The organism is Pseudomonas sp. 1L-E-NC-VB-C3, from assembly GCF_057291535.1.
The window spans coordinates 76,379-102,526 of the sequence record NZ_JBXAWD010000005.1 but is presented as its reverse complement, the minus strand read 5'-3'; the positions used below and the strand labels follow the sequence as shown (position 1 = coordinate 102,526).

At 60.8% G+C, this 26,148-nt stretch carries 23 protein-coding genes; 7 read left to right on the top strand and 16 right to left on the bottom strand.

The genetic code is table 11. The features are described from left to right. Window positions 1–6: 6 nt before the first annotated feature. Window positions 7–1,395 carry a type VI secretion system Vgr family protein gene (locus AC0Z5Z_RS10310; RefSeq protein ID WP_375122394.1) on the bottom strand — a complete coding sequence of 463 codons (1,389 nt, stop codon included), beginning with the start codon at window positions 1,393–1,395 and terminating at the stop codon, window positions 7–9. 221 nt (window positions 1,396–1,616) lie between these two features. On the opposite strand from AC0Z5Z_RS10310, the gene AC0Z5Z_RS10305 reads away from it, so the two are divergent. Next, a complete protein-coding gene (locus AC0Z5Z_RS10305) occupies window positions 1,617–2,321 on the top strand; it encodes a YebC/PmpR family DNA-binding transcriptional regulator (protein WP_252882301.1) in 705 nt (234 codons plus the stop codon). A 102-nt stretch (window positions 2,322–2,423) separates the two neighbouring features. Here AC0Z5Z_RS10305 and AC0Z5Z_RS10300 read toward each other — a convergent pair whose 3' ends face one another. The 4 genes from AC0Z5Z_RS10300 to AC0Z5Z_RS10285 all read right to left on the bottom strand — a co-directional run bounded on the left by AC0Z5Z_RS10300 (window position 2,424) and on the right by AC0Z5Z_RS10285 (window position 6,554). Next, window positions 2,424–3,737, bottom strand: a complete 1,314-nt coding sequence (locus AC0Z5Z_RS10300; protein ID WP_460161069.1) for a leucine-rich repeat-containing protein kinase family protein — start codon at window positions 3,735–3,737, stop codon at window positions 2,424–2,426. 219 nt (window positions 3,738–3,956) lie between these two features. Next, complete coding sequence (zapE, locus tag AC0Z5Z_RS10295) at window positions 3,957–5,087, bottom strand: cell division protein ZapE (RefSeq protein WP_485611021.1); 1,131 nt, start codon at window positions 5,085–5,087, stop codon at window positions 3,957–3,959. Between the two features lie 208 nt (window positions 5,088–5,295). Then, complete coding sequence (locus tag AC0Z5Z_RS10290; RefSeq protein WP_110600761.1) at window positions 5,296–6,051, bottom strand: anti-sigma factor family protein; 756 nt, start codon at window positions 6,049–6,051, stop codon at window positions 5,296–5,298. Beyond that, window positions 6,048–6,554: a sigma-70 family RNA polymerase sigma factor gene (locus AC0Z5Z_RS10285; protein ID WP_150741166.1), complete on the bottom strand. Its 507-nt coding sequence runs from the start codon at window positions 6,552–6,554 to the stop codon at window positions 6,048–6,050. Before AC0Z5Z_RS10285 ends, AC0Z5Z_RS10290 begins: the two co-directional genes overlap by 4 nt. 156 nt (window positions 6,555–6,710) lie before the next feature. Here AC0Z5Z_RS10285 and AC0Z5Z_RS10280 point away from each other — a divergent pair, with 156 nt between their 5' ends. Together AC0Z5Z_RS10280 and AC0Z5Z_RS10275 are read left to right on the top strand one after the other, a co-directional pair. Further along, window positions 6,711–7,817, top strand: a complete 1,107-nt coding sequence (locus AC0Z5Z_RS10280; RefSeq protein ID WP_476249609.1) for a catalase — start codon at window positions 6,711–6,713, stop codon at window positions 7,815–7,817. Then, window positions 7,814–8,359 (top strand): cytochrome b, encoded by a 546-nt coding sequence (locus AC0Z5Z_RS10275; RefSeq protein ID WP_252878530.1) that lies wholly within the window; start codon window positions 7,814–7,816, stop codon window positions 8,357–8,359. The genes AC0Z5Z_RS10280 and AC0Z5Z_RS10275 overlap by 4 nt, the downstream gene beginning before the upstream one ends. A 59-nt stretch (window positions 8,360–8,418) precedes the next feature. Here the strand turns inward: AC0Z5Z_RS10275 and AC0Z5Z_RS10270 are convergent, their stop codons facing one another. After that, window positions 8,419–9,570, bottom strand: a complete 1,152-nt coding sequence (locus tag AC0Z5Z_RS10270) for a M14 family metallopeptidase (protein WP_056788813.1) — start codon at window positions 9,568–9,570, stop codon at window positions 8,419–8,421. A 95-nt stretch (window positions 9,571–9,665) separates the two neighbouring features. Here AC0Z5Z_RS10270 and AC0Z5Z_RS10265 point away from each other — a divergent pair, with 95 nt between their 5' ends. Further along, window positions 9,666–9,884 carry a hypothetical protein gene (locus AC0Z5Z_RS10265; protein WP_143979101.1) on the top strand — a complete coding sequence of 73 codons (219 nt, stop codon included), beginning with the start codon at window positions 9,666–9,668 and terminating at the stop codon, window positions 9,882–9,884. 104 nt (window positions 9,885–9,988) lie between these two features. Here AC0Z5Z_RS10265 and AC0Z5Z_RS10260 read toward each other — a convergent pair whose 3' ends face one another. Continuing rightward, window positions 9,989–10,387, bottom strand: coding sequence for a DUF6124 family protein (locus AC0Z5Z_RS10260; protein ID WP_315436107.1), 399 nt, complete (start codon window positions 10,385–10,387; stop codon window positions 9,989–9,991). A gap of 130 nt (window positions 10,388–10,517) precedes the next feature. Here AC0Z5Z_RS10260 and AC0Z5Z_RS10255 point away from each other — a divergent pair, with 130 nt between their 5' ends. Next, window positions 10,518–11,177 carry a LexA family protein gene (locus tag AC0Z5Z_RS10255; protein ID WP_071172928.1) on the top strand — a complete coding sequence of 220 codons (660 nt, stop codon included), beginning with the start codon at window positions 10,518–10,520 and terminating at the stop codon, window positions 11,175–11,177. A 42-nt stretch (window positions 11,178–11,219) separates the two neighbouring features. Here AC0Z5Z_RS10255 and AC0Z5Z_RS10250 read toward each other — a convergent pair whose 3' ends face one another. From AC0Z5Z_RS10250 to AC0Z5Z_RS10235, 4 genes are all read right to left on the bottom strand, one after another. Beyond that, window positions 11,220–13,169, bottom strand: a complete 1,950-nt coding sequence (locus AC0Z5Z_RS10250; RefSeq protein WP_236168560.1) for an acetyl/propionyl/methylcrotonyl-CoA carboxylase subunit alpha — start codon at window positions 13,167–13,169, stop codon at window positions 11,220–11,222. Next, a complete protein-coding gene (locus AC0Z5Z_RS10245; protein WP_485611020.1) occupies window positions 13,169–13,981 on the bottom strand; it encodes a gamma-carboxygeranoyl-CoA hydratase in 813 nt (270 codons plus the stop codon). Before AC0Z5Z_RS10245 ends, AC0Z5Z_RS10250 begins: the two co-directional genes overlap by 1 nt. A 120-nt stretch (window positions 13,982–14,101) precedes the next feature. Beyond that, entirely contained in the window at window positions 14,102–15,706 is a 1,605-nt protein-coding gene (locus AC0Z5Z_RS10240) for a carboxyl transferase domain-containing protein (protein ID WP_076563545.1), read from the bottom strand. Between the two features lie 107 nt (window positions 15,707–15,813). Beyond that, a complete protein-coding gene (locus AC0Z5Z_RS10235) occupies window positions 15,814–16,977 on the bottom strand; it encodes an isovaleryl-CoA dehydrogenase (protein ID WP_024013438.1) in 1,164 nt (387 codons plus the stop codon). A gap of 300 nt (window positions 16,978–17,277) precedes the next feature. Here AC0Z5Z_RS10235 and AC0Z5Z_RS10230 point away from each other — a divergent pair, with 300 nt between their 5' ends. Next, on the top strand, window positions 17,278–18,975 hold the full coding sequence (locus AC0Z5Z_RS10230; RefSeq protein WP_485611019.1) for an AMP-binding protein: 1,698 nt from the start codon (window positions 17,278–17,280) through the stop codon (window positions 18,973–18,975). Window positions 18,976–19,631: 656 nt separating this feature from the next. Here AC0Z5Z_RS10230 and AC0Z5Z_RS10225 read toward each other — a convergent pair. The 3 genes from AC0Z5Z_RS10225 to AC0Z5Z_RS10215 all read right to left on the bottom strand — a co-directional run bounded on the left by AC0Z5Z_RS10225 (window position 19,632) and on the right by AC0Z5Z_RS10215 (window position 22,203). Beyond that, the gene (locus AC0Z5Z_RS10225; RefSeq protein ID WP_137214772.1) at window positions 19,632–20,531 is read right to left on the bottom strand and encodes a hydroxymethylglutaryl-CoA lyase; all 900 of its coding nucleotides are present in this window, start codon (window positions 20,529–20,531) and stop codon (window positions 19,632–19,634) included. A gap of 145 nt (window positions 20,532–20,676) precedes the next feature. Next, window positions 20,677–21,075: a MerR family transcriptional regulator gene (locus AC0Z5Z_RS10220; protein WP_039763349.1), complete on the bottom strand. Its 399-nt coding sequence runs from the start codon at window positions 21,073–21,075 to the stop codon at window positions 20,677–20,679. Window positions 21,076–21,273: 198 nt separating this feature from the next. Further along, window positions 21,274–22,203: a LysR family transcriptional regulator gene (locus tag AC0Z5Z_RS10215; RefSeq protein WP_262135995.1), complete on the bottom strand. Its 930-nt coding sequence runs from the start codon at window positions 22,201–22,203 to the stop codon at window positions 21,274–21,276. Window positions 22,204–22,374: 171 nt separating this feature from the next. On the opposite strand from AC0Z5Z_RS10215, the gene AC0Z5Z_RS10210 reads away from it, so the two are divergent. Next, complete coding sequence (locus AC0Z5Z_RS10210; RefSeq protein WP_024013435.1) at window positions 22,375–23,604, top strand: acyl-CoA dehydrogenase; 1,230 nt, start codon at window positions 22,375–22,377, stop codon at window positions 23,602–23,604. A gap of 121 nt (window positions 23,605–23,725) precedes the next feature. Here the strand turns inward: AC0Z5Z_RS10210 and AC0Z5Z_RS10205 are convergent, their stop codons facing one another. Both AC0Z5Z_RS10205 and xthA read right to left on the bottom strand, forming a co-directional pair. Then, entirely contained in the window at window positions 23,726–25,060 is a 1,335-nt protein-coding gene (locus AC0Z5Z_RS10205) for a substrate-binding domain-containing protein (protein WP_485611018.1), read from the bottom strand. 179 nt (window positions 25,061–25,239) lie between these two features. Next, window positions 25,240–26,052: an exodeoxyribonuclease III gene (gene xthA / locus AC0Z5Z_RS10200; protein ID WP_041477104.1), complete on the bottom strand. Its 813-nt coding sequence runs from the start codon at window positions 26,050–26,052 to the stop codon at window positions 25,240–25,242. Window positions 26,053–26,148: the final 96 nt, after the last annotated feature.

Genomic DNA, 26,148 nt, shown 5'->3' with positions numbered 1-26,148 from the left:
CGCCGATCAATGCTCGGCGCGGTGGCTCAGCCAGTCGAGCAACAGGCTGTCGCGCACGGGCTCTGATTCGCGCTCCGGCGGCTGGCGTGCGTGGCTGAGGCACAGGATCGGTCGGTCCGGATCGCTGTCGAGGAAACTCACCCACACTTCACTGCCAGCACGCGGTAATTGATCGATGGCGACAGGGCCGCTGAGCCGGCTCATGGCGATCGGCAGCCACAGGGCGTCGCTGGCGGATTTATCCGCAGACGGCCACAGGCTTACAGCGAGGCAGCCGTTTTCGTCCACTTGCGCAGGTTGCCCAGGCGCACCCGCCACTTTCGCCAAGTGATAACCGGCAATATTCGGGCGAGCTTGTTTGAGTGGCGGACGGAAGTCGGTCGACCAGGGCTGCGCAGTGAAGTCGTTGTGATAACGCTGAACGCTTGGCGCCGGATCAAGGATCGAAGGGTGCTGCCCGTGGTGGCGCACCGCGCTGATCAGCCATTGTTCGTTGAAATGATGAATCGGGTGGTCGGCCACAAGCAGCAGTCGTCCACTGAGCAAATCGCTGCAATCACTGCGCCCGTGAATGGAGCGCAACTGGCAGCGTTGGCGTTGCAGATGACGTCGGCTGCGTTGTTCGGCGTGCAGACGTTCCGGCGATCGCGCGGGCATCGGCAACTCGGTCGAGACCTCGTTGGCGGCTTCGGCATTGCCGGTTGGCTGACCGCGATTGCGCACCGCATGCAGCATCGGTACAGGCGCCGCGCGATGCTGTTGATAGAGCGCGCTGACGCAGGGCGACGGTGGTTGCTCATCAGCACTGAAAGGGATTTCGACCGGTTCCTGCGGCAGGCTCAGGCTGTCGTCAGCGAAGACCACGACGTGTCCGTCCGGCCCATGTTCGAAGTGATAGTGGATGCCTTCTTCTTCGCATAGCCGCTGCGCCAGTGCCAGATCGCTTTCTTCGTACTGAATGCAAAACGCCCTTGCAGGGTAGTGACCGACGCTCATTTCAATGCGGTAGCTGTGCGCTGGCAGGGCATGTTCTTCGAGCAGTTGTTGAATGATCTGCGGCACACTCAGGTGAGTAAACACGCGGCGCTTATGCGTTTGCGCCAGTTGTTGCAGATGCGGCACCAGAATCAGTCGATAGCCGACCCGATGCGTCCCGCGATGTTCGCAGCTGGCGCTGGAAATGACGCCGTGGAATCCGTGCTGCTCACTGAGCCGCAAAAAGGCTGGCCTGTGCAGGAAGGATCCCGGGACGATGGCCGGGGCCAGTCCGAGCAGTTCGATGTCGAAACGGTAAGGCTGGTTCAGCGCTTCCTCGCCGCGAAAACGCACCACCGGCAGGCGCAATCCGCTGTCGGTCAGCGTAAGGGTGAAGGGACTTTCCTTGTCATTGAGCATTCGAGCAGGCCCTGTCAGGCGATACGGGGTTTCAAGGGTACGAAACCGTCGGGCTGAATGGTCATGTCAAAGGCGCTTTTCAGAATCCCCCTACATGCTTTGGTGAAGATGTCGATTCCGTCGGCTATTTTTTTGGTCGATTGCCGACTTTAGGCCGTATAAACTTGCCGCCACGCGTCGGCCAATAGATGTCTCGGCGCCACAGATCAAGAGAGTGAGTAATGGGCGCACAGTGGAAGGTTAAACACAAAGAAGCGGCAGCCAACGCCAAAGGGAAGATCTTCGGCAAACTGGTGAAGGAAATCACCATTGCTGCGCGCAACGGTGCCGATACCGCCACCAACGCACACCTGCGTCTGGTGGTCGAACAGGCGAAAAAAGCCTCGATGCCAAAAGAAACCCTCGATCGCGCGATCAAGAAAGGCGCCGGTCTGCTGGGTGAAACCGTGCAATACCATCGCGTGACCTACGAAGGCTTCGCGCCGCATCAGGTGCCGTTGATCGTCGAATGCGTCACCGACAACATCAACCGCACCGTCGCGGAAATTCGTGTGGCGTTCCGCAAGGGCCAGTTGGGCGCTTCGGGTTCGGTGGCGTGGATGTTCAACCACGTCGGCATGATCGAAGCCGCGCCGGACAGCCCGGAAGCCGATCCGGAAATGGCTGCGATCGAAGCCGGTGCCCAGGATTTCGAGCCGGGCGAAGAGGGCGCGACGCTGTTCCTCACCGACCCGACCGACCTCGACGCTGTGCAGAAAGCCCTGCCGGAACAAGGTTTCACCGTATTGTCGGCGAAACTCGGCTACCAGCCGAAGAATCCGGTCAGCGGCTTGAGCGACGAGCAGATGGCTGAAGTCGAGGCGTTCCTCGAAGGCCTCGACAACCATGATGACGTGCAGGACATGTTTGTTGGTCTGGCTGGCTGATCCGTCGCGCCAGTAATGACCTCTTCTCGAGCAGGCTGGCTCCCACATTTGCAATGCATTCCAATGTGGGAGCCAGCCTGCTCGCGAATGACCGCGCAGCGGTCACAGATTCTCCAGCATCTCGATGACTTCACTGAACCCCGGCCGCCCCAGCACATCCGCCTGACAGCAACGTCGTTCCAGCGCCTCCAGGTGCGCGCGCCGCTCCGTACTCAATCCTGAGTCGACACGCTCCAGCAACTCCCCCAACAACACACCGAACGCACGGACTTCCAGGCGCTGCAATGCGCGCGTCTGCACGTCATCGCGGGTGGCATGAAACGACGCCGCGCCGAAATCCCCGAGCAGACAATCGCCCTGATCGTTCAACAGAATGTTGTGGCCATACAGATCGCCGTGGGTAATGCCTTGGTGGTGCAGGTGCTCGGCCGCTGACGCGATGCCTTTGGCGACGCGCAGGGCAACCTCCGCCGTGAACCGGCAGTCCTCGGCATAAACATCCCGCGAGCACGAGGCCAGGCTCGGCAAGCCGGCGAGATTGCCGAAGCTCGGATCAATCAGTTGCATCACCAGCCCCTGCTGTTGATCGGGGTGGCCGCTGATGCGGCCCTCGACGCGGATCAGGTTGGGGTGCAAACCGGCGGTGGTGCAGGCGTTCATCTCATGCAACGGCGAGCCGTCGCTGGTCATCTCGCCTTTGTACAGCTTCACCGCAACCGCCTGCGCCGTGCCATCGTCACGCTGCCAGACTGCCCGGGAAATCACCCCGGAAGCGCCTTCGCCCAGTTGCTGCTCCAGACGTAGCGCCGACCAGTCGATCAGCGGCGTGGCCTCAAGGGCAGCGGCATCGGCTTCGGTTTCCAGCGGATTGCCGGCATAGGCCAGCCAGGTCAGGCTCGGCAAGGTCAGCAGCCATTGCGGCAGCTCGTTGAGCTGGTTGGCGGCGATGCGCAGCAATTCCAGCCGATGGCAGTGACGCAGGGAGTCTGGCAGCGATTGCAGGCGATTGCCGGCGAGCATGAGCTTCTGCAAAGCGCGGCGTTCACCCAGTTCTTTCGGCAGGTTCTCGATGCGGTTATCGGTGAGGATCAGCCAGCGCAGCTGCGGCGGCAGAGCGTCACCAGGGACATTGACGATGCGGTTGGCCTTGAAGCCGACCATGGTCAGCGCGGTGCACTGGCCGAGGCAGGCCGGCAGCTCGGTGAACTGGTTGTCGGAGCAGAACAGCACGCGCAGGCGGGTCAGGCGATGCAGGTCATCGGGCAGGCTGCTCAGCGCGTTGCCGCTGAGGTTGAGCACTTCCAGCGTGTCGGCCAGTTGGAAAATTTCGCGGGGGAATTCGGTCAGCCCGCAGGACAGGTCGAGGCGGGTAATGCCTGACAGCTCGCCGGCGCGCAGTTGAGCAAGGGTGTGCATGTCTGGTTTCGCTATTGATCGGTGGAGCGACGCGGGGGCGCGGGAATGGGCGACATGATAGCGGTAAAGCGGATGCTGAACGGATTTTGAGTTGTCCCGGGACCTTGTGGGAGCGAGCCTGCTCGCGAAAGCGCTGTATCAGTTAAATGAACTCTGACTGACATACCGCTTTCGCGAGCAGGCTCGCTCCCACAGGGCTCGCTCTCACAGGGTAGGGTGTCAGTTGGGTTCGTGAATTTCCTGCAACTGACCCAACCGGCTGCGCGTGCGCGCCAGGTCAATGGCGTGACCTTCCAGGCTCTGGCCTAGCGGCAGTTGGCCGAGCAGGGTCAGGTGCTTGTCCTGATCGTAGAGCACGTCGATCAGATTGATGAAGCGCTGTTGCACGGCGATCGGACACTCGCCGAGCGGCGGCAGGTCATCGATGATCCACTGGTCGAAACGCTGGCACAGTTGCAGATAATCCATCACTGCCGTTGGCTGTTCGCACAGGTCGTTGAAGGTGAACCCGACTCGCCGGCCTTGGCAGAAACGGGCCTGAAGCTGGCGTTTGCCAACTTCGAGGGCAAGGGCAGGCGCGTCGGCCGGTGGCAGGTCCAGAGCCTGGCGCTGCGCTGTTGAAGCCGGCCAGACGTAATGCCCTTGGGTAAACACTTGATGCGAATGCTGGCGGTTCAGCGTGCGGTAGTCGTGGTCGCCGCCGACTTCCATCACCTGCATGCGCGTGTTGATCAGCTCGATCACCGGTTTGAAGCGTGCGTGATACAGCGGGTTGGGCAGCAGGCCCTCGGGTGCATAGTTGGAGGTTACCAGCAACATGATCCGCCGTTTGAACAGGGCCTTGAACAAACGCGTGATCAGCATCGCGTCGCCGATGTCGTGCACATGAAATTCGTCGAAACACAGCACCTGGCAATCTTCCAGCAACTCATCCAGGGTGATTTCCAGCGCATCTTCCTCCTGGCGGTGACGGAACATGCCGTCGTGCAGCCGGGCAAAAAACTGATGGAAGTGCAGGCGACGTTTGCGCGGGATCGGCAGTGCCTGGAAAAAACCGTCGAGCAACCAGCTCTTGCCGCGCCCGACGGCTCCGTACAGGTACAGACTCGGCGGCGTGTGGCCGCTGTCGCCCAGCAGTACGCTGGCCTGCTGCGCCATGCAGTCGATGACGTGCTGCTGACTGCGGCTAAGGGTGTAGCCCTGGCTTTTGGCCTTGTCGCGGAAATAATCGCGGATGGTCGCGGCATGAGCATCGTGCCCGGCGCTGACGGGCAGGCTTTTGCCGAACAGGCGGCGCAACAACGGCCAGCGTTGGCTCAGTCGTGATCGTTTCGGCGTTCGGGCGGGCACGCGGGAAAGGCTCCTGGTTGATCGGGCGGGCTCCACCGGGAGCGCGGTGGCCCAAGTGTAACCAGAGCTCAGGCGTCGGCTCCATGAAATATGTGCACGGTCCCCTGTAGGAGCTGACGAGTGCAACGAGGCTGCGATCTTTTGATCTTGGTTGCCGCCAACAGATCGCAGCGCCGTTGCACTCGTCAGCTCCTACCAGAGGCGGATTTCAGAACGGTGGCGATTGCTTGAGCAACTCTGCTGCCGGCGAGTCGGTCGGGCTGACCACCGCATAGTTGTAGCCCGGCCCTGACCAGTAATCGGCCTGCAGATCGCCATCGCTGCGCGAACCGCGCGGCAGCAGGGTGTTTTTCGGCCCCGGTGGACGCAGGTAGAAACTGACCTTGTGACCGCTGCCATCCTCATACATCACCATCGCCGCCGCGCCTTCATCGGTGCTGAGCAAACGCCCGCTGACCGGCTCGAATCCGGCAGCTTTCAAGTCCGGCAAGCGCCCGGCACCGCTGAAGTAGCGGTCGAGCCAACGCTGCATGTCGCCGTCGCTGTCGACCTTGTAATCGGCGGGCAGTACGCCTTGCTGGGCGATCAGGCGATAGGCTTGCAACGCGTCAGTCATCGGCAATTGCGCAGGGCGCGCCAGGGTCATTTCCCGTGCCTGCCAGCCACTGAAACCGCCAATGCTCACGGCAATCAGCAGCACCGCCGCGCTGGCCAGGTGCCTACGGGACTGCTGGCGGCGGCGCTGGCGAATCATCATCGGGTCAAGCGCCGGATTGGCCGGTTGCTGCAACGCGCCACTCAGCGCTGCGCGCAGCTGCTGGGCGTCGCGTTGCCAGGCGCGCACCTGCGCCGCTTCTTCGGGGTGGCTGGCCAGCCAGGTCTCGAGCACGCGCCGATCGGCGTCGCTGAGCTGGTGGTCGACATAGGCGTGCAAATCACGTTCGCTGGGAGGCAGGCTGATCATTTGAGTATCCGCAAGGAAGGGCTGCTGATTTCGCCGTCGCTGAGTTGGCGCAAGGCCTGGCGGGCGCGGGACAGGCGCGACATCACGGTGCCGATCGGGGCGCCGAGGATCTCGGCGACCTCTTTATAGGACAGGCCTTCCACCGAGACCATCAGCAGCAAAGCGCGCTGTTCGGTGGGCAGGCGTTCGAAGGCTTGCAGGGTCGACTGGGCAATCACCGCGCGTTCCACCGAGGGCTCGGCATCGTCGCGACCGGTGAAAAACTCGAGCATTCGCGCATAGCGCCGCGAACGACGGTGCGCATCGAGAAATTGCCGATAGAGGATTGCAAACAGCCAGGCGCGCAAGTCGCCATCGGCGCGTTTTTCGCCCCACGCCGACAGCGCCCGCTCGAGGCTGGCCTGGACCAGATCGTCAGCGCTGCTGCTGTTGCGCGTCAACGACACGGCGAAGCGGCGCAATCTGGGAATGATTTCTCTCAACTGTTCGTCGAATTCGCTCATGAATGTCTGCTGGTCGCTACGCTGTGGACTAGGAAGACGCCCGTCAGCGCAGGTTATTCCCCGCGCGCAAAAATAAATACCGCACCGTGGAATAAACCCGGACGGGGTGCGTCTTGCTGACTCTTTCCACTTGTGGCCGATGGCCTGGAGATATTCATGGTTGATCGCTCGTCCCCAAACGCTGCACCGCCCGGCAGGCCGCCGCGCGAGCCACTGAGCGCCGCGAGCCTGGTTTTACGTCTGGGCGGCATTGCCGTGATTGTCGCTGCCGTGGCCGGGGCGTTTGCCTACGTGCATGGCAACCTTGACCCACAACGATTGACGCCAAAAGCGTTGGTCGATGTGCTGGAAAAGAACAACGGCGTGCATCCCGGCTTTCGTCGCAATCACGCCAAGGGTGTCTGCGTGATCGGCCATTTCGAAAGCAGCGGCGAGGCGCGCGCGTTCTCCACGGCACAGGTGTTCAACCTGCCGCAGACACCGGTGGTGGGGCGTTTCGCCTTGCCGGCCGGCAATCCCTACGCGCCGGACAGCGCCGTACCGATCCGCAGCCTGGCGCTGCGCTTCACCCAGGCGAACGGTCAGCAATGGCGCACCGGGATGAACAGCATGCCGGTGTTTCCGGTGGGCACGCCCGAAGCGTTCTACCAATTGCAGCAGGCGCAGTCGCCGGATCCAGCCACCGGCAAGCCAGACCCGACGAAGGTGCCGGCGTTTTTTGCCGCACATCCGGAAGCCGTGCCGTTTCTGACGTGGGTGAAGACCGCCAAGCCTTCGGCCAGCTACGCCACCGAAACCTATAACAGCATCAATGCGTTCTATCTGATCGATGGCAACGGTAAAAAACAGGCCGTACGCTGGAGCATGACGCCGCTGGCGCAGGACGCGGCGGGTGCCACGGCCCCTGAAGGCGCGGACTTTCTCGAGAAGGATCTGGTGCAACGCTTGGCCGCCGCACCCTTGCGCTTTCAGTTGAACATCACCCTGGCCAACGCCGGTGACCCGGTGAACGATGCCAGCAAGACCTGGCCCGCAGATCGCAAAGTGTTGAACGCCGGAACCCTGGTGCTGGTGAAGACCCAGCCGCAACTCAGTGGCGAGTGCCGTGACATCAACTACGACCCGCTGGTGCTGCCGGCCGGGATTCAAGGCTCGGAAGATCCACTGCTGGCCGCGCGTTCTGCCGGCTATGCCGATTCCTACCTGCGTCGCACCAGCGAAGTCAGCCAGTTGCCCGCCGCCAAACAGGAGGCTCGTCCATGAACAAGCAACCGACGCATTTCGTTTTGCTGGCGCGCCTGCTGCACTGGCTGATGGCGCTGATGATCATCGCCATGCTGTTTATCGGCGCGGGCATGGTCACTTCGGTGTCGTCTCGCCATGAATGGCTGATTCATCTGCACAAGCCGCTGGGCATCGCGATCCTGGCGCTGGTGATCGTGCGCCTGCTGGTGCGCTTCACCACCCGCCAACCGCCGCTGCCGGATGATCTGCCGGGCTGGCAGGTGCTGGCAGCCAAGGCTTCCCACGTCTTGTTGTATGCGTTGATGCTGGTGTTGCCGTTGCTCGGCTGGGCGATGATCAGTGCGTCGGGTGAGCCGGTGATGCTCTCGGCGTCGCTGCATCTGCCGTCGATTGTGCCGGCCGATGCGCAACTGTTTGCATTGCTGCGCAAGTCCCATGGCTATCTGGCGTATCTGCTGTTTCTGACGGTGCTGCTGCACTTGGCGGCGGCGCTGTTCCATGGCTGGGTGCGGCGTGACGAAGTGCTCGACAGCATGTTGCGCGGGCGCGATCGCGGCTGACCGGTTAAAGCAAAAGATCGCGGACAGGCCGCGATCTTTTGTTGTTGCAGGGAAGGGGATCAGCGCAGGGTGTCGACCATGTCGGCGAGGGTGGTCAACACGTCTTTACCCAGTTGCTTGGAACGTTTGCCCGACCAGCCGGTGATCTTGTCCGGGTGGTCGTCGTGGTCCTTGAACGGCATCTCCAGGGTCAGCGACAGGCAGTCGTATTTCTGTCCGACGCTGTTGCAGGCCAGGGTCATGTTGGCCTGTCCCGGTTCGTCGCGGGTGTAGCCATAGGTGGTCTGGAAGTCTTTGGTGGTGTGCTTCAAGTGGCTGCGGAAATGCTCTTCAAGCTTTTCGATGCGCGGCGTAAAACCAGGATTGCCTTCACAGCCGGCGGTGAAAACGTGAGGTATGGTTTCGTCGCCGTGTACGTCGATAAACGCATCGACGCCATACTTTTGCATCTGCTGCTGAACGAATAGCACTTCCGGGCTGATGTCCTGGCTGGCGTTCTGCCAGGCCCGGTTCAAGTCCTGCCCCATGGCATTGGTGCGCAGGTGGCCGTGGAACGCGCCGTCCGGGTTCATGTTCGGCACCAGATACAGATCGGCGCTGGCCAACAGTTTGTTCAATACCGGATCATCCTGGCGCTCCAGACGCTCGATCACACCTTCCATGAACCATTCAGCCATGTGCTCGCCCGGATGCTGCTGGGCGATGATCCAGATTTTGCGCTGGCCTTCGGCACCGGTGCCTTTGCGCAGCAGCTGAATGTCGCGGCCCTCGACACTTTTGCCGGTCGCCAGCAATTCGGTGCCAGCCTTGCTTAGCGCTTGCTCGATCAACCAGTCGTGGCGGCCGCGGCTGTAGGGTTCGAAGTAGGCGAACCAGGCGTGGGTCTGTTCCGCTTCGAGGCAGAAGCGCAGGCTGTCGCCTTCGAAGCTGGTGGGGATGCGGAACCAGTTGACGTGATCATACGACGCCACCGCTTGATAGCCCGGCCAGCCTTTGCTGTAGGTCGATTGGCTGGCGTTGACCAGGCGAAACCAGTGTTCCTGGTGCACATGCAGGCCGCTGGCCTTGAAGTGGAACCACTGAAAATGAGCGCTGCGGGTGTCCGGGCGGATGGCCAGGACGGGACTGAGCGGGTTGCTGATATCGATGACTTGGATATTGCCGCTGTCGAAATTGGCGCTGATGTCGAACGAAGATTTGGCCACGGTCATGGTCGGTTCCTGATCAGGATTTTTATGACCGGTACTTTACACGCAGGCAGGGCTGAAACCGAGGGGAATCGCGGGTGTAGCGGGGGGCGTCTTCCGTGACGCGCCAGCAGCTTAGAGGCTATGCGATTGATTCTCAAGTGCTGATTGCCATTAGTTTCGCCCAATGTGGCTGGGCTCGGCTTGCCAATCAATATTCTTTTGATATTATCCGCGCCATCGAATTTGCAGCACCCAAAGACTTCATTAGCCTGAAGACACAAGCCCGAAAAACGGGCAAAAAAAGACCCGGCAAAAAGCCGGGTCAAAAACCGTGATTAGCCTGATGAGGAGATAGTCCAGAAGACCGACCTAAGGTCTCTGGTCCATCGACTGATCTCGCGACCAGCTGCTTGCAATAATAATCATTATCATTTGCAAGTCAAATGTTTTTATCTGCGCGATGGGAAAATTCTTTCCTGTCCGCCCGTACCTTGTCCGCCGTGACTTCGTCGTTGTCGATCGAATGGTCGACCATCGCCCGCGCCATATCCACCATGTGCACCACCGAAAAGGCCAGATCGCGACTGGTGCCTTGCAGGTTTTCTGCGGCCTTGAACGCGGTGGCGGCTGCACATCGCAACAAGTCCGAGGCGTGCACCAGTGCTTCCTCGCCGCTGAGATGGCCTTTGACATTGAAAAAACGTTCGTCCGTCTCGGATTTCGAAACAGTCGGTTTCAAGTAATAGTCCAGCGCGCGCTGTGCGGCGGCATTGCCTTGAGGGGAGGTGAAGCTGGTGTCGATTTGCAGATCGGGCAGGTCTTTGCTGCTGATGTTCATCATGAAACGTCACTCCATGTTCGATTGAAAGTCCGTTCCTCTAGGATAGTACCGCCTGTATTTGTGACTAGGATTTAAATACTACAATATGTGTTTTGCCGGTCGAAGACGTCCGCGTAAGGTGCGGCACATGGATAAATGGATTGAGTTGGTCAAGGCCAAGATGAGTGAACTCAAAGTCACTCAAACAGAGCTCGGAGAGCGCGTCGGCATGTCCCAGGGCGGGATCGGTCATTGGCTGAACAAGCGTCGCGAACCCGGTGTTACCGAAATGAACCGCGTGCTCAAGGCGCTGGGAATGGACTTCCTCGAAGTCGTTCTGGTGATTCGCGAACCGCAGCCGACGCCGGAAGACGAGATGCCGCTGGCGCAGAAGTACAACCCGTACTTCCGTTATCCGGTCTGCGATTGGCGTGCACCGTGCGAAGTGCGTGACACTGCGGCGAGCTATCCCGGAGCATCAGCGAAGCAGCGCTTCGAACTGACGGATTACCACGCTCGCGGCGGTGCGGCGTTCTGGCTGACGGTGACGGGGGATTCGATGACCGCGCCGAGCGGCCAGAGCGTTGCCGAGGGCATGCTGATTCTGGTCGATCCGGAGTTGGAGGCAGTGCCTGGCAAACTGGTGATCGCCCAGTGGCCGGACAGCGAAGAAGCGATTTTCCGCAAGCTCGACGAACAGGCCGGCCAGCGTTACCTGGTGCCGCTCAATCCGACCTGGCCGAAAACCCTGCTCACCGATGAATGCCGGATCATCGGCGTGGTGGTTCAGGCAACGGCGCGTTACTGAACGGATCGATCCTCGCGCAAGGCCAGGATCGACCCTTTTATTTCATCCCTCTTCCAGTTCAACCAAAGCGCTGCCTTCGCTGACCATATCGCCTTCCTGGCAATACAGCGCTTTGATCACACCGGCCTTCGGCGCACGGATGCTGTGTTCCATCTTCATGGCTTCAAGCACCACCAGTTGCGCCCCGGCCTCAACCGACTGTCCCGTTTCGACCAGCACGCGTACGATGCTGCCGTTCATTGGCGCGGTCAGACCGCCCTGATGGCTGTGGCTGGCCTCGACGGCGCTGATCGGATCGAACGCTTCGATGCGCCGCAACTCGCCGTCCCATTCCAGATACAACGCGCCAGCCTGACGAATCGCCCGCAATGTGCGGCGCACGCCGTCATGCTCGACGATTAGTGCTTCGCCCAGCAGTTTTGCATGGGCCGCAGTTCTCAAGGTCAACGCGCGATCCTGTCCCTCGCAACTCAAATGCAAGGTGATTTGCGCCGGCAAACCTGCTCGCAATCCGCCACCTGAAGCCCACGGCGAAGCGGGATCATCCGCCCGAGCACGCTGCGGCAGACTCTGCGCAAACGCCTGCGCCGCCGCCTGCCAGAACTCATCGCTCAACGTGCCTGGTGCTGGCAGCAATTGCTCCTGATAGCGCGGAATGAACCCGGTATCCAGCTCTGCCGCCGCAAACGCCGGATGCGCGATGATCCGGCGCAGGAAATTGATGTTGGTCTTCAGCCCGCCAATCGCAAACTCGTCGAGCATGCTCAACAGACGCAAGCGCGCCTGTTCGCGATCTTCACCCCAAGCAATCAGCTTGCCGAGCATCGGGTCGTAGAAGGGCGATATCTCGTCACCTTCCTCAACGCCGCTGTCCACCCGCCGCCCCGCGCCCTGTGCCGATTCGCGATACAAGTCCAGCCGCCCGGTGGCCGGCAGGAAATCATTCGCCGGATCCTCGGCATACAAACGCACTTCGATCGCATGACCATTGAGCGGCACCTGCGCCTGAGTGGTCGGCAGCGTTTCCCCACGGGCGACGCGAATCTGCCAGGCGACCAGATCCAGTCCGGTGATTGCTTCGGTCACCGGGTGCTCGACCTGCAGCCGCGTGTTCATCTCCATAAAGAAAAACTCGCCGCGCGCATCCAGCAAAAACTCCACGGTGCCGGCGCCGACATAACCGATCGCCTGCGCCGAACGCACGGCCGCTTCGCCCATTGCTCGGCGCAACTCGGGCGACAGGCCCGGCGCCGGGGCTTCTTCGACGACTTTCTGGTGACGGCGCTGGATCGAGCAGTCGCGCTCGTTGAGATACAGGCAGTTGCCGTGCTGATCGGCGAACACCTGAATCTCCACGTGACGTGGCTTGAGCAAATACTTTTCCACCAGCATCCGCGAGTCGCCAAACGACGATTGCGCTTCGCGCTGCGCCGAGGCGAGGGCTTCAGCCAGTTGGCTGACATCCTCAACCACCTTCATACCCTTGCCGCCACCACCGGCGGTGGCCTTGAGCAGCACCGGATAACCAATGCGTTCGCAAGCTTCGCGGAAGGTGTCGAGGTCCTGCGCTTCGCCGTGATAGCCCGGCACCAAAGGCACACCGGCCTTTTCCATCAGCGCCTTGGCGGCGGATTTGCTGCCCATCGCGTCGATGGCCGAGGCGGGCGGGCCGAGGAAGATCAGCCCGGCGGCTTCGATGGCGCGGGCGAATCCAGCGTTTTCCGAGAGAAAGCCATAGCCGGGATGAATCGCCTGGGCACCGCTGGCCTTGGCGGCGGCGATCAATTTATCGATTTGCAGATAACTCTCGGCAGCCTTGCTGCCGCCCAGATCCACGCGGATATCGGCTTCACGGCTGTGCCGCGCATCGCGGTCGGTGGTGCTGTGCACAGCGACGGTAGTCAGGCCCAGGGCCTTGGCGGTGCGCATCACTCGGCAGGCGATTTCGCCGCGGTTGGCCACCAATAGGGTGGTAATCACAGGTGCGCTCATCAACGCGACTCCTTGGTGGATGCGGCTTGCCAGCTCGGCGGGCGCTTTTGCAGGAAGGCGCGCAAGCCTTCCTGGCCTTCAGGGCTGACGCGAATCCGCGCGATGGCATTTTCGGTGTAGCGGCGCAGGGCCGGGGTCAGCGCGCCGTTGCCGACTTCGCGCAGCAAGTCCTTGCTGGCGCGCATGGCCGCGGGGCTGTTGAGCAGCAGGTTGTCGATCCACTGTTCGACCTGTTGCTCCAGTTCAGCCGCAGGATAGCTTTCGGCGAGCAAGCCGATCTCCCGCGCCCGCTGCCCGCTGAAGCGCTCGGCAGTCAGCGCATAGCGCCGCGCCGCACGCTCACCGATCGCCTGCACCACGAACGGGCTGATCACGGCCGGTGCCAGACCGATGCGCACTTCCGACAGGCAGAACTGCGCGTCATCGGCGCCGATCGCCATGTCACAGCAACTGATCAAGCCCAGCGCGCCACCAAACGCCGCGCCCTGAACCACAGCCAGAGTGGGGATTTTCAGCTTGGCGAGGTTGTACATCAGCTCGGCCAGCTCGCGGGCGTCATCGAGGTTGGTGTGGTAATCGAGTTCTGCCGATTGCTGCATCCACGCCAGGTCGGCGCCGGCACTGAAGTGCTTGCCGCGCCCACGCAGCAGCAGGAAACGCAGGCTCGAATCGCTGGCGACCTTGTCGAGAGCGAGGATCAGTTCGCGGATCATCTCGGCGTTGAACGCGTTGTTTTTCTCGGCGCGATTGAGCCACAGCGTCGCGAAACCGCGTGGGTCGTTTTGCAGTTCGAGGGTATTGAAGTCGCTCATATTCATCCGTCTCCACGGTTCTTGTGGGAGCGAGCCTGCTCGCGAAAGCGGGGTATCAGTCGATCTATCCGCTGCCTGACAGAGCGCATTCGCGAGCAGGCTCGCTCCCACAAAAAAACATCACATCCGGAACACGCCGAAGCGGCTCGGTTCGATTGGCGCGTTCAGCGACGCGGACAGGGCCAGGGCCAATACATCGCGGGTCTGCGCCGGGTCGATGACGCCGTCGTCCCACAGCCTTGCGCTGGAATAATAGGGGTGACCCTGTTCTTCGTACTGATCAAGAATCGGCTGCTTGATCTCGGTCTCCTGCTCAGCGGTAAACGCCTGACCGCTGCGTTCGGCTTGTTCGCGCTTGACCTGCACCAGCACACCGGCGGCCTGTTCGGCGCCCATCACGCCAATCCGCGCGTTCGGCCACATCCACAAAAAACGCGGATCGTAAGCGCGCCCGCACATGCCGTAGTTGCCGGCACCGAAGCTGCCGCCGATGATCACGGTGAATTTCGGCACCTTGGCGCAGGCCACTGCGGTCACCAGTTTCGCGCCGTGTTTGGCGATGCCGCCGGCCTCGTATTTCTGGCCGACCATGAAACCGGTGATGTTCTGCAGAAACAGCAGCGGAATGCCGCGCTGGCAGGCCAGTTCGATGAAGTGCGCGCCTTTCTGCGCGGCTTCGGCGAAGAGGATGCCGTTGTTCGCCAGAATCGCGATCGGATAGCCGTGCAAGTGAGCGAAACCGCAGACCAGCGTGGTGCCGAAGAGCGCTTTGAACTCATCGAACACTGAGCCGTCGACCAGCCGCGCAATCACTTCGCGCACATCGAATGGCTGCTTGGCGTCAGCCGGAACCACGCCGTACAACTCGTCGCTGGCGTACAGCGGCGCGATCGGCGTGCGTTGCTGCACCTCGCCGAGCTTGCGCCAGTTGAGGTTGGCGACGCTGCGGCGGGCGAGGGCGAGGGCGTGTTCGTCGTTCTCGGCGTAATGGTCGGCCACGCCGGAGGTCTTGCAGTGCACATCGGCGCCGCCGAGGTCTTCGGCGCTGACCACTTCACCGGTCGCGGCTTTCACCAGCGGCGGGCCGGCGAGGAAAATCGTCGCCTGGTTGCGCACCATGATCGCCTCGTCCGCCATCGCCGGCACATACGCGCCGCCGGCGGTGCACGAGCCCATGACCACGGCGATCTGCGGGATGCCCATGGCGCTCATGTTCGCCTGATTGAAGAAGATCCGCCCGAAATGCTCGCGATCCGGGAACACTTCGTCCTGACGCGGCAGGTTGGCACCACCGGAATCCACCAGATAAATGCACGGCAGGCGATTCTGCTGGGCGATGGTCTGCGCGCGCAGGTGTTTTTTCACGGTGAGCGGGTAATACGAGCCGCCTTTCACCGTCGCATCGTTGGCGACGATCATGCACTCGACGCCTTCAACGCGACCAATCCCGGCGATCACCCCGGCAGCCGGCACGTCTTCGCCGTAAACCGCATGGGCGGCCAGTTGGCTGATTTCGAGAAACGGCGAGCCCGGATCAAGCAAGCGATTGATGCGCTCGCGCGGCAGCAATTTACCCCGCGAGGTGTGGCGTTCCTGCGCTTTGACACCGCCACCCTGCGCCACTTGGGCGAGCAAGGTGTGCAGCGCGTCGACCTGTTTGAGCATCGCCGCACTGTTGGCGGCGAACTCCGCTGAACGCGGGTTGAGCTGAGTGTGCAGAATCATGGGGCTTACTCCGTAAGCAGCTTCCAGCTACAAGCGGCAAGCTGCAAGTTGGGGCAAGAGCGTGGTTCTCTTGCAGCTTGTCGCTTGCGGCTTGCAGCTGACGAAATTCATTTCGTCTCGTTGAACAGTTCGCGGCCGATCAGCATGCGGCGGATCTCGCTGGTGCCTGCGCCGATTTCGTAGAGCTTGGCGTCGCGCAGCAGGCGGCCGGCGGGGAATTCGTTGATGTAGCCGTTACCGCCGAGAATCTGGATCGCGTCGAGGGCCATTTGCGTGGCGCGTTCGGCGGTGTAGAGGATTACCCCGGCAGCGTCCTTGCGGGTGGTTTCGCCGCGCTCGCAAGCCTGGGCCACCGCGTACAGATAGGCGCGGCTGGCATTGAGCTGGGTGTACATGTCGGCAACTTTGCCCTGGATCAGCTGGAATTCGCCGATGCTCTGGCCGAACTGCTTGCGGTCGTGGATGTACGGCACGATCAGGTCCATGCACGACTGCATGATCCCGGTCGGGCCACCGGAAAGCACCACGCGTTCGTAATCGAGGCCGCTCATCAGCACTTTCACGCCACCGTTGAGCACGCCGAGGATGTTTTCCTCCGGTACTTCGACGTCATCGAAAAACAGCTCGCAGGTGTTGGAGCCACGCATGCCAAGCTTGTCGAACTTGTTGCTGCGGCTGAAGCCTTTCCAGTCACGCTCGACGATGAATGCAGTAATGCCGTGCGGGCCTTTTTCCAGATCGGTCTTGGCGTAGATCACGTACGTATTGGCGTCAGGGCCGTTGGTGATCCAGGTTTTGCTGCCGTTGAGTACGAAGCGATCGCCGCGTTTGTCGGCGCGCAGCTTCATCGAGACCACGTCGGAACCGGCGTTGGGCTCGCTCATCGCCAGGGCGCCGACGTGCTCGCCGCTGATCAGCTTCGGCAGGTATTTGGTTTTCTGTTCGTGGTTGCCGTTGCGGTTGATCTGGTTGACGCAAAGGTTGGAGTGCGCGCCATAGGACAACGCCACCGACGCCGAGCCACGGCTGATTTCTTCCATCGCCACCACATGCGCGAGGTAACCCAGACCTGCGCCGCCGTACTCCTCCGGCACGGTGATGCCGAGCAGGCCCATGTCACCGAATTTGCGCCACATGTCGGCGGGGAACAGGTTGTCGTGGTCGATCTGCGCGGCGCGCGGGGCGATCTGATCGGCGACGAAGGACTGCACCTGATCGCGCAGCATGTCGATGGTTTCACCGAGGGCGAAATTCAGGGATGGATAGCTCATGAGGCACCTTTTGGCTTTTTTATCGGGTGGAGCGCACGACGAATCGGCGTTCAGCTTTACGTTAACGTAAAGCTTCCGGAGTTCGACTGTCAATCGGCTTTACGTAAGCGTCAACTTGGGCGAGAGTAAGGACAGTTCAGGATCAGATATCGGTTTGTTTCTGGTGGGAGCGAGCCTGCTCGCGAAAGCGCTGTATCAGTCGCCCTCAAGGCTGAATGACGCAGCGTATTCGCGAGCAGGCTCGCTCCCACAGGGATTCAAAACCGGGAAAACCCACTAATAAAGACAATAGGGGTCGTCATGGATCTACCCAGTGCAAACCCGCAGCGCAGCTACACCCGTGGCTCTCAGGACAAAGCCCTGCTGGCGATGACCATCGGTCAGCGCTTCGATCAGACTGTCGCGCAATACCCGGACGGCGAGGCTTTGGTGGTGCGCCATCAACAGTTGCGTTACTCCTGGCGGCAACTGGCCGACGCGGTGGATGAGCAGGCCAGGGCCTTGCTCGCACTGGGCTTGCAGACCGGTGATCGCCTCGGCATCTGGGCGCCGAATTGCGCGCAGTGGTGCATCACTCAGTTCGCCACGGCGAAGATCGGCGTGATCCTGGTCAACATCAATCCCGCCTACCGCAGCTCCGAACTCGAGTACGTGCTCAAGCAATCCGGCTGCCATTGGCTGGTCTGTGCCGGAGCGTTCAAAACCTCGAATTACCACGAAATGCTCCAGAGCCTGGCGCCGGAATTGGCCGAGCACGCCATCGGTCAGCTGCGTAGCGAACGCCTGCCGGAGTTGCGCGGCGTGATCAGCCTCGATGCCAATCCGCCGCCCGGTTTTCTGCCGTGGTCGCAGCTCAGCGATCTGGCCGCCAGCGTCTCGCCCGATCAATTGCGCGAACGCAGTGCCAGTCTGCATTTCGATCAACCGGTGAACATCCAGTACACCTCCGGCACCACCGGTTTCCCCAAGGGCGCGACCCTCAGTCACTACAACATTCTCAACAACGGCTACATGGTCGGCGAAAGCCTCGGCCTGACGACTGCCGATCGTCTGGTGATTCCGGTGCCGCTGTATCACTGCTTCGGCATGGTCATGGGCAACCTCGGTTGCGTCACCCACGCCAGCACGATGATTTACCCCAATGACGCTTTCGATCCGGCCCTGACCCTGCAAGCGGTGGCCGAAGAAAAAGCCACGGCGCTGTACGGTGTGCCGACCATGTTTATCGCCATGCTCGATCAGCCGCAGCGGCAGACTTTCGACCTGTCGAGCCTGCGCACCGGGATCATGGCCGGCGCGACCTGTCCGATCGAGGTCATGCGCCGGGTCATAAAGGAAATGCACATGAGCGAAGTGCAGATCGCCTACGGCATGACCGAAACCAGTCCGGTGTCGCTGCAGACCGGGCCAGCGGATGAGCTGGAGTTGCGCGTCACCACCGTCGGCCGCACCCAGCCGCAACTGGAAAGCAAGATCATCGACACCGCCGGCAACCTTGTGCCGCGCGGCACCATTGGCGAATTGTGCACGCGCGGTTACAGCGTGATGCTCGGCTACTGGAACAACCCGCAGGCTACTGCCGAAGCCATCGATGAGGCGGGGTGGATGCACACCGGCGACCTGGCGAGCATGAACGAGGAGGGTTACGTCAACATCGCCGGGCGTAACAAAGACATGATCATTCGTGGCGGGGAGAACGTTTATCCGCGTGAGCTGGAGGAATTCTTCTTCACCCATCCGGCGGTGGCGGACGTGCAGGTGATCGGTATTCCGTGCTCGCGCTACGGTGAGGAAATCGTCGCCTGGATCAAATTCCACCCCGGCCACAGCGCCTCCGAACTGGAGCTGCAAGCCTGGTGCAAGGAGCGCATCGCCCATTTCAAGACACCGCGTTACTTCAAATTCGTCGACGCGTTTCCGATGACGGTGACGGGCAAGATCCAGAAATTCAGGATGCGTGAGATCAGTATCGAGGAGCTGAAAACAATCGAGGGATAATCACAAAATTTCTGTGGGAGCGAGCCTGCTCGCGAATGCGGTGTGTCATTCAGCGCAAATGTGTCTGGCACACCGTTTTCGCGAGCAGGCTCGCTCCCACAGGGATGCAGTGATAGAGAGACGAATTGCAGAAAGCACAAAGGGGAGCCGAAGCTCCCCTTTAATTTGTCGTTGCGTGCTCTTTTTATTATTGAGGGTCGGTCTGTTGTTGTTTTTGGCAACCGTGGCCCTGTACAGCTTTTTGGCGACCCCCATCCGGGATCAAGAGCAAACGTATTTTTTTGAGCGCTGATCTGCTTTCTCGTTAACGATCCAACCGATTCGGGAGCTACCTGAAGGTAGTTTTATTGTTCTCTGCCCGGTTGCGGGTCACTCCTGAGAGCACCCTGAAAAGCACACCTTCTCCAAAAAAATCTGTTAGCTGCGTCTCTGCCGTGTTGTTCTTGTTATGTCAGAGTCGTTTCGTCTTGTTTTTATTGGTTTGCGGCTTTTTATTCTTGTTATGCCATAGAGATAGCAGGTGTCGTGCCAACTTTTAAAAAGTCTTATAAATCAGTGATTTAAGTTTTTCGGGCTTTTTCACCCCAGGGCAAAGCCAGACAATTTGTTTCCGTGTTACTCGCTTTTGCCCACTTCACTGATCCAGCGGTAACACCTCACTGCGCGCTGCGTGCCTTGGCCACTCGCGAACCGCTTGGACGGCCGAGCACTGCACTGATCTGCTGGCCCGCGGCAATCAAGGCGTCCAGGTCGATACCGGTCTCGATGCCCAAGCCATTGAGCAGGTACACCACGTCTTCGGTCGCAACGTTACCGCTCGCGCCTTTGGCGTACGGGCAGCCGCCGAGGCCGGCGATAGAGCTGTCGAACACCGCAATGCCTTCGAGCAGGCTGGCATAGATATTGGCCATGGCTTGGCCATAGGTGTCGTGGAAATGCCCGGCAAGCTTGTCCCGTGGTACCTGCGCCGAGACCACCTCGAACAGGCGCCGGGTCGCGCCCGCCGTGCCGGTGCCGATGGTGTCGCCCAGCGACACTTCGTAGCAGCCCATCGCGTACAGCTCGCGCGCGACCATCGCCACTTGCTCCGGCGCAACCGTGCCTTCATACGGGCAGCCCAGCACACAGGAAACATAACCGCGCACGGTAACGCCGTGTTGTTTCGCGGCTTCCATGATCGGCGCAAACCGCGCCAGGCTCTCGCTGATCGAGCAATTGATGTTGCGCTGCGAGAACGCCTCGGAGGCGGCGGCGAACACCGCGACTTCCTTGACCCCGGCGGCTAGCGCGTCTTCAAAGCCGCGCAGGTTCGGCGCCAGCGCGCCGTAGGTCACGCCGGGCTTGCGCTGGATCTGCGCAAACACCTCGGCGGATCCGGCCATTTGCGGCACCCATTTCGGCGAGACGAAACTGCCGACTTCGATGTAGCCGAGCCCGGCGGCGCTCAGGGCATCGACCAGTTGCACCTTGTCAGCCACGCTGATCGGTTGGGCTTCGTTCTGCAGGCCATCGCGCGGGCCGACTTCGATCAGGCGTACTTGGGAGGGGAGGGACATGGGTGGGACCTGCCTGTTTTTTTAGTTCACGAAGAACCCTGTGGGAGCGAGCCTGCTCGCGAAAGCGGTGGATCAGTCACCGTTAATGTTGGATGACAGAATGCATTCGCGAGCAGGCTCGCTCCCACAGGGGCGCCAGTGTTGGCTAGACCGCCTGCTGGCTCTTGAGCGTCTGCTCCAACGCCTGCACGCAGCGCTCTTCTGCTGTATCCAGCTCAAGCTTCATCTGTTCGATATCCAGCAACTGCTGTTCGAGCTGTTCGCGGCGTTCGCTGATTTTTGCCAGCATGCTGTTGAGCTGTTTGGTGTTACCGCCGGACGGATCATAGAGCTCGATCAGCTCGCGGCATTCGGCCAGGGAAAAACCGATGCGCTTGCCACGCAGGATCAGCTTCAGGGTGACCTTGTCGCGCGGCGAATAGATACGTTCCTGGCCACGACGCTCGGGGCTGAGCAGGCCTTGCTCTTCATAAAAGCGGATCGCCCGGGTGGTGATGTCCAGCTCGCGGGCGAGGTCGGAAATGCTATAGGTCTGACTGCTCATGAAAGCGCTCGGAAAAGGGGCATGGCGCTAAGCTAATCGGTGGTTTACGTTTACGTCAAGCGGGATGGTTTTGGGGTGTCTGTACAGGCCTCTTCGCGAGCAGGCTCGCTCCCACATTCGACCGCGTTCCTTCAGATGAAATGCAATTCATTGTGGGAGCGAGCCTGCTCGCGAAGAACAATAACGCGGTAAAAAGCCCTACACCTTCTCCAGCTTCTTCTCCTGCGCCGTCACCTGTTGGCACAACTCGATCATCTGCTCGCGCATCCAGCGGTTGGCCGGGTCCTGGTCGGTGCTCTCATGCCAATACAGGTGCGTTTCCACCGAGGGCACATCATTCACCGGCAAATTGAACGATTGCAGATCATGGCGGCGGGCGAAGCGTTCCGGCACGGTCATGACCATGTCGGTCTGCTGCATCACTTGCGAGGCCATCAGATAGTGCTGCGAGCGCAGGGCGATCTTGCGCTGGATGCCCATTTTGCCCAGCGCCAGATCGACATAGCCCAGACCACTGCGGCGGCTGGAAATATGGATGTGAGTCAGCGACAAATAGTCATCGAGACTGAGTTTTTCCTTGCTCGCCATCGGATGGCCCTTGCGCATGGCGCAGACGTAACGGTCGTCCATCAGCTTGACGTGGCGTACCTGCGGGTCGGTGTTGAGCGGCGCATCCACGGCGAAATCCAGACGCCCGGCGGCCAGTTCCTTGGTGGTTTCCCGGCGCTTGGACAGAAAGCTTTCGATGATCACCGTCGGCGCCAGGCGGCGCAGACGCTGGAACAAGGGCGGCAGAATGATTGCCTCCGTCAAATCGGTCATGCTGATGCGGTAAGTCTTGGCCGCCTGCGCCGGGTTGAAGATGCGGCTTTCCTGCACCGACACGCGCAGCAGCGACAGGGCGTTGCGCACCGGGCCGATGATGTTCTGCGCCATCGGCGTGGGCACCATGCCCTGAGCGGTACGCACGAAGAGCGGGTCGTTGAAGGTTTCGCGCAACCGCGCCAGGGCATTGGACACCGCCGGCTGGGTGATGCCGACAATCTGCCCGGCGCGGGTCAGGTTGGCTTCCGTGTAGATCGCGTCGAAGACGATGAAAAGGTTCAGGTCGACCTTGCTCAGATTCATAACGCGGCTTCTCTTGTTATTAAGTGCAAGTGTTTTGGGGCTGACGATCAGCGGATCATATATTGGTGATGAATGTTTATACACGCCGAGAATAGGCTAGGTAAATGATCAGCGCTGTTCTAGCATCGATTGCATGACTTGAACAACCTCTGCCCGAGAAGGTAACTACCCATGGATTTCGCTTATTCGCCCAAGGTTCAGGAACTGCGTGAGCGCGTGACTGCGTTCATGGACACTTACGTTTACCCGGCCGAAGCGGTGTTCGAACGCCAGGTCGCCGAGGGCGATCGCTGGCAGCCGACCGCAATCATGGAAGAGCTCAAGGCCAAGGCCAAGGCTGAGGGTCTGTGGAATTTGTTTCTGCCTGAGTCCGAGCTGGGCGCCGGCCTGAGCAATCTTGAATACGCGCCGTTGGCGGAAATTATGGGCCGTTCCCTGCTGGGGCCGGAGCCGTTCAACTGCTCGGCGCCGGACACCGGCAACATGGAAGTATTGGTGCGCTACGCCAACGAAGAGCAGAAACAGCGCTGGCTCGAGCCGCTGCTGCGCGGCGAGATCCGTTCGGCGTTCGCCATGACCGAGCCCGACGTGGCATCTTCCGACGCGACCAACATGGCCGCTCGGGCCGTGCGCGATGGCGATCAGTGGGTGATCAACGGTAAGAAATGGTGGACTTCCGGCGCCTGCGATCCGCGCTGCAAGATCCTGATTTTCATGGGCCTGAGCAACCCCGACGCGCCGCGTCACGCCCAGCACTCGATGATTCTCGTGCCGGTCGACACCCCCGGGGTGAAAATCGTCCGTCCGCTGCCGGTGTTCGGCTACGACGACGCACCGCACGGTCACGCCGAAGTGCTGTTCGACAACGTTCGCGTGCCGTACGAAAACGTCCTGCTCGGTGAAGGACGCGGCTTCGAAATCGCTCAGGGTCGCCTTGGCCCAGGCCGCATTCACCACTGCATGCGTTCGATCGGCATGGCCGAGCGTGCGCTGGAACTGATGTGCAAACGCTCGGTGAGCCGCACCGCGTTCGGCAAACCGCTGGCGCGTCTGGGTGGCAACATCGACAAGATCGCCGACTCGCGGATGGAGATCGACATGGCGCGCCTGCTGACGTTGAAAGCGGCGTACATGATGGACACCGTCGGCAACAAAGTGGCGAAAAGCGAGATTGCGCAGATCAAAGTCGTCGCGCCGAATGTCGCCCTGCGGGTGATCGACCGCGCTATCCAGATGCATGGCGGGGCAGGGGTGTCGAACGATTTCCCGCTGGCCTATATGTATGCGATGCAGCGCACCCTGCGTCTGGCCGACGGCCCGGACGAAGTGCACCGCGCGGCGATCGGCAAGTTCGAGATCGGCAAGTATGTGCCGAAGGAGATGATGCGTAGCGGCCAGTAACACCGCGTCGCCTCATTCGCGAGCAGGCTCGCTCCCACAAGATTTGTGCACGCCACAGATCCAATGTGGGAGCGAGCCTGCTCGCGAAAGGGCCTGTACACTCAGCACATCGACATCAGGATCAATACACCCAAACCTCAACCCGCCGATTCTTGATCCGCCCTTCATCCGCGCTGTTGGTCGCCACCGGCATCAGCGCACCAAAGCCGCGTACTTCGCGCATGACCACACCGTTTTTGACCAGCTCGCGCCGCACCGCCATTGCTCGCAGCTTCGACAGTAGATCAGCCCGCGCCGGGTCATCCTTCAAATCACCAAACCCCACCAGCGTCACCGCCCGTTCGGTCTTGCCATTGCGCTTTATATAGTCGAGCACCCGCGCCAGATCCTGCCGCGCCTTGTTGTCCAGACTGGCGCTGCCCTCGGCAAAACGGAAATTCACTGTCAGACGCTGGGCATGCCGGCTGAGAGATTGATAACCCTCTGGCATCAGCGCATTCGGCGCCACGCTCATGGCCTGCACGGTCTGGCTGACAAAACCGCTGGTCGCGACGATCGCCTGACCCTCTGGGCTCTGGGCAAAGCTGGCCAACGCCTGCGCCCACGGGTTGCGGCTGTCCGGCGGCAGATAAAAGAACAAGCGCCGCGACAGCGGATAGTCTTCGGTGGCGATCAGGCTGTTCAGCGGCAGCATCGCTTGCGACGCGCCGTCGGCAATCGCCACGGCTTTGGCTTGACGCACATAGGGCAAGCCGATGAAGCCGATACCTTGCGGATCGTTGCTGACTGCATCGGACAATTGCTCGCTGGATTCGAAACGTTTCGCCGCGCTGCTCAGACTTTTCCCACGCCGGCTCAGGACCAGTTCCTTGAAGGTGTCGTATGTTCCCGACTGATCATCCCGCGCATATAAATGAATGGCGCCGCCACGGCCACCGAGTTCTTCCCAGGTTTTCACTTCGCCGGCAAAAATCCGCGCCAGTTGCTCGGTGTTCAACTGCTGTAACGGATTGGAAGGGTTGAGGATGATCGCCAGACCGTCGATGGCGATGACTTGCTCGGCCGCCGGGCTTTTCAGATCGCCGAGGGTTTGCAGGGCAAGCAGTTCGCTGTCCTTGATCTCACGGGAAGAGGCGGCCAGATCGACGCTGGCGTTTTTCAACGCAGCGAAACCGGTGCTGGAACCGTGAGCGGCAACTTCGATGATCACGCGTTGCCCTTGTGCGGTCTGGCCGACGATGCGTTGTTCGTTGGCGGTGTCCGGGGTTTCGCGGTGGATTTTCAGCAGGCCTTGTTCCTGCAACAGGCCTTCGACCAGCGCCGGACCCAGATCGGCACCGATGGTGTTGGAACCCTGAATGCGCAATGCCGGGCCGTTTTCGGGGATCGGCAGGGCGGCGGCGTAGATCGACAGCCAGCCACTCAACAGGAAAACGCAGAGAACACGCAGGGTCATGCCGGCACCGAATCAAGCCAAGGGGATTGCCGGGGAGATTAAGTCAGGCGCGTGACCGAAATATGACAGGGGATTACCTGTGGGAGCGAGCCTGCTCGCGAAGGCGCCGTGTCAGTCGAAAAATTCGTCGCTGATCCACCGCATTCGCGAGCAGGCTCGCTCCCACAATGAAAATTCCCTCAGGCCAGCTCAAGCCAGATCGGCGCATGGTCCGATGGCTTTTCCATGCCGCGCAGTTCGTAGTCCACGCCGGCATCCTTGACCCGTGGCAGCAGGCCATGGGACGCCAGAATTACATCGATGCGCAGGCCGCGTTTGGGCTCATCTTCAAAGCCACGGCTGCGGTAGTCGAACCAGCTGAACATGTCGCTCACGTCGGGATTGAGGTGACGGTAGCTGTCGGTCAGGCCCCAGTTTTTCAGGCGCGCCATCCACTCGCGTTCTTCCGGCAGGAAGCTGCATTTGCCGGTTTTCAGCCAGCGCTTCATGTTGTCCGGGCCGATGCCGATGTCGCAGTCTTCCGGGGAAATGTTCACATCGCCCATCACCACCAGCGGCTGTTCGTTGTGGAACTGGCTTTCCAGCAGCGCTTGCAGATCGCTGTAGAAACGCTCTTTGGCAGGGAATTTGGTTGGGTGATCGCGGCTTTCACCTTGTGGGAAATAGCCGTTCATGATCGTCACCGGCACGCCGTTGGCATCGGCAAAAGTGCCCCAGATAAAGCGCCGTTGCGCGTCTTCTTCATCGGTGGCGAAGCCTTTATGGATGGCGATCGGTTCGTTGCGCGAGAGCAGGGCGACCCCGTAATGACCTTTCTGGCCATGGAAGTGCACGTGGTAGCCGAGGGCGCGGATGTCTTCGAGGGGGAACTGGTCGTCGTGGACCTTGGTTTCCTGCAGGCCGATCACGTCGGGCTGATGTTTTTCGATCAGCGCTGCCAGCTGATGCGGACGGGCACGCAGTCCGTTGATGTTGAAGGAAACAATCTTCATGGTCGGCAGTCCTGGCAAAAGGGCGATGCTAGCTGACATGGGGGAGATGGGCCAGTGTGGGACAAATCATTTTGGCCTGTGGGATTTGTGATGCCC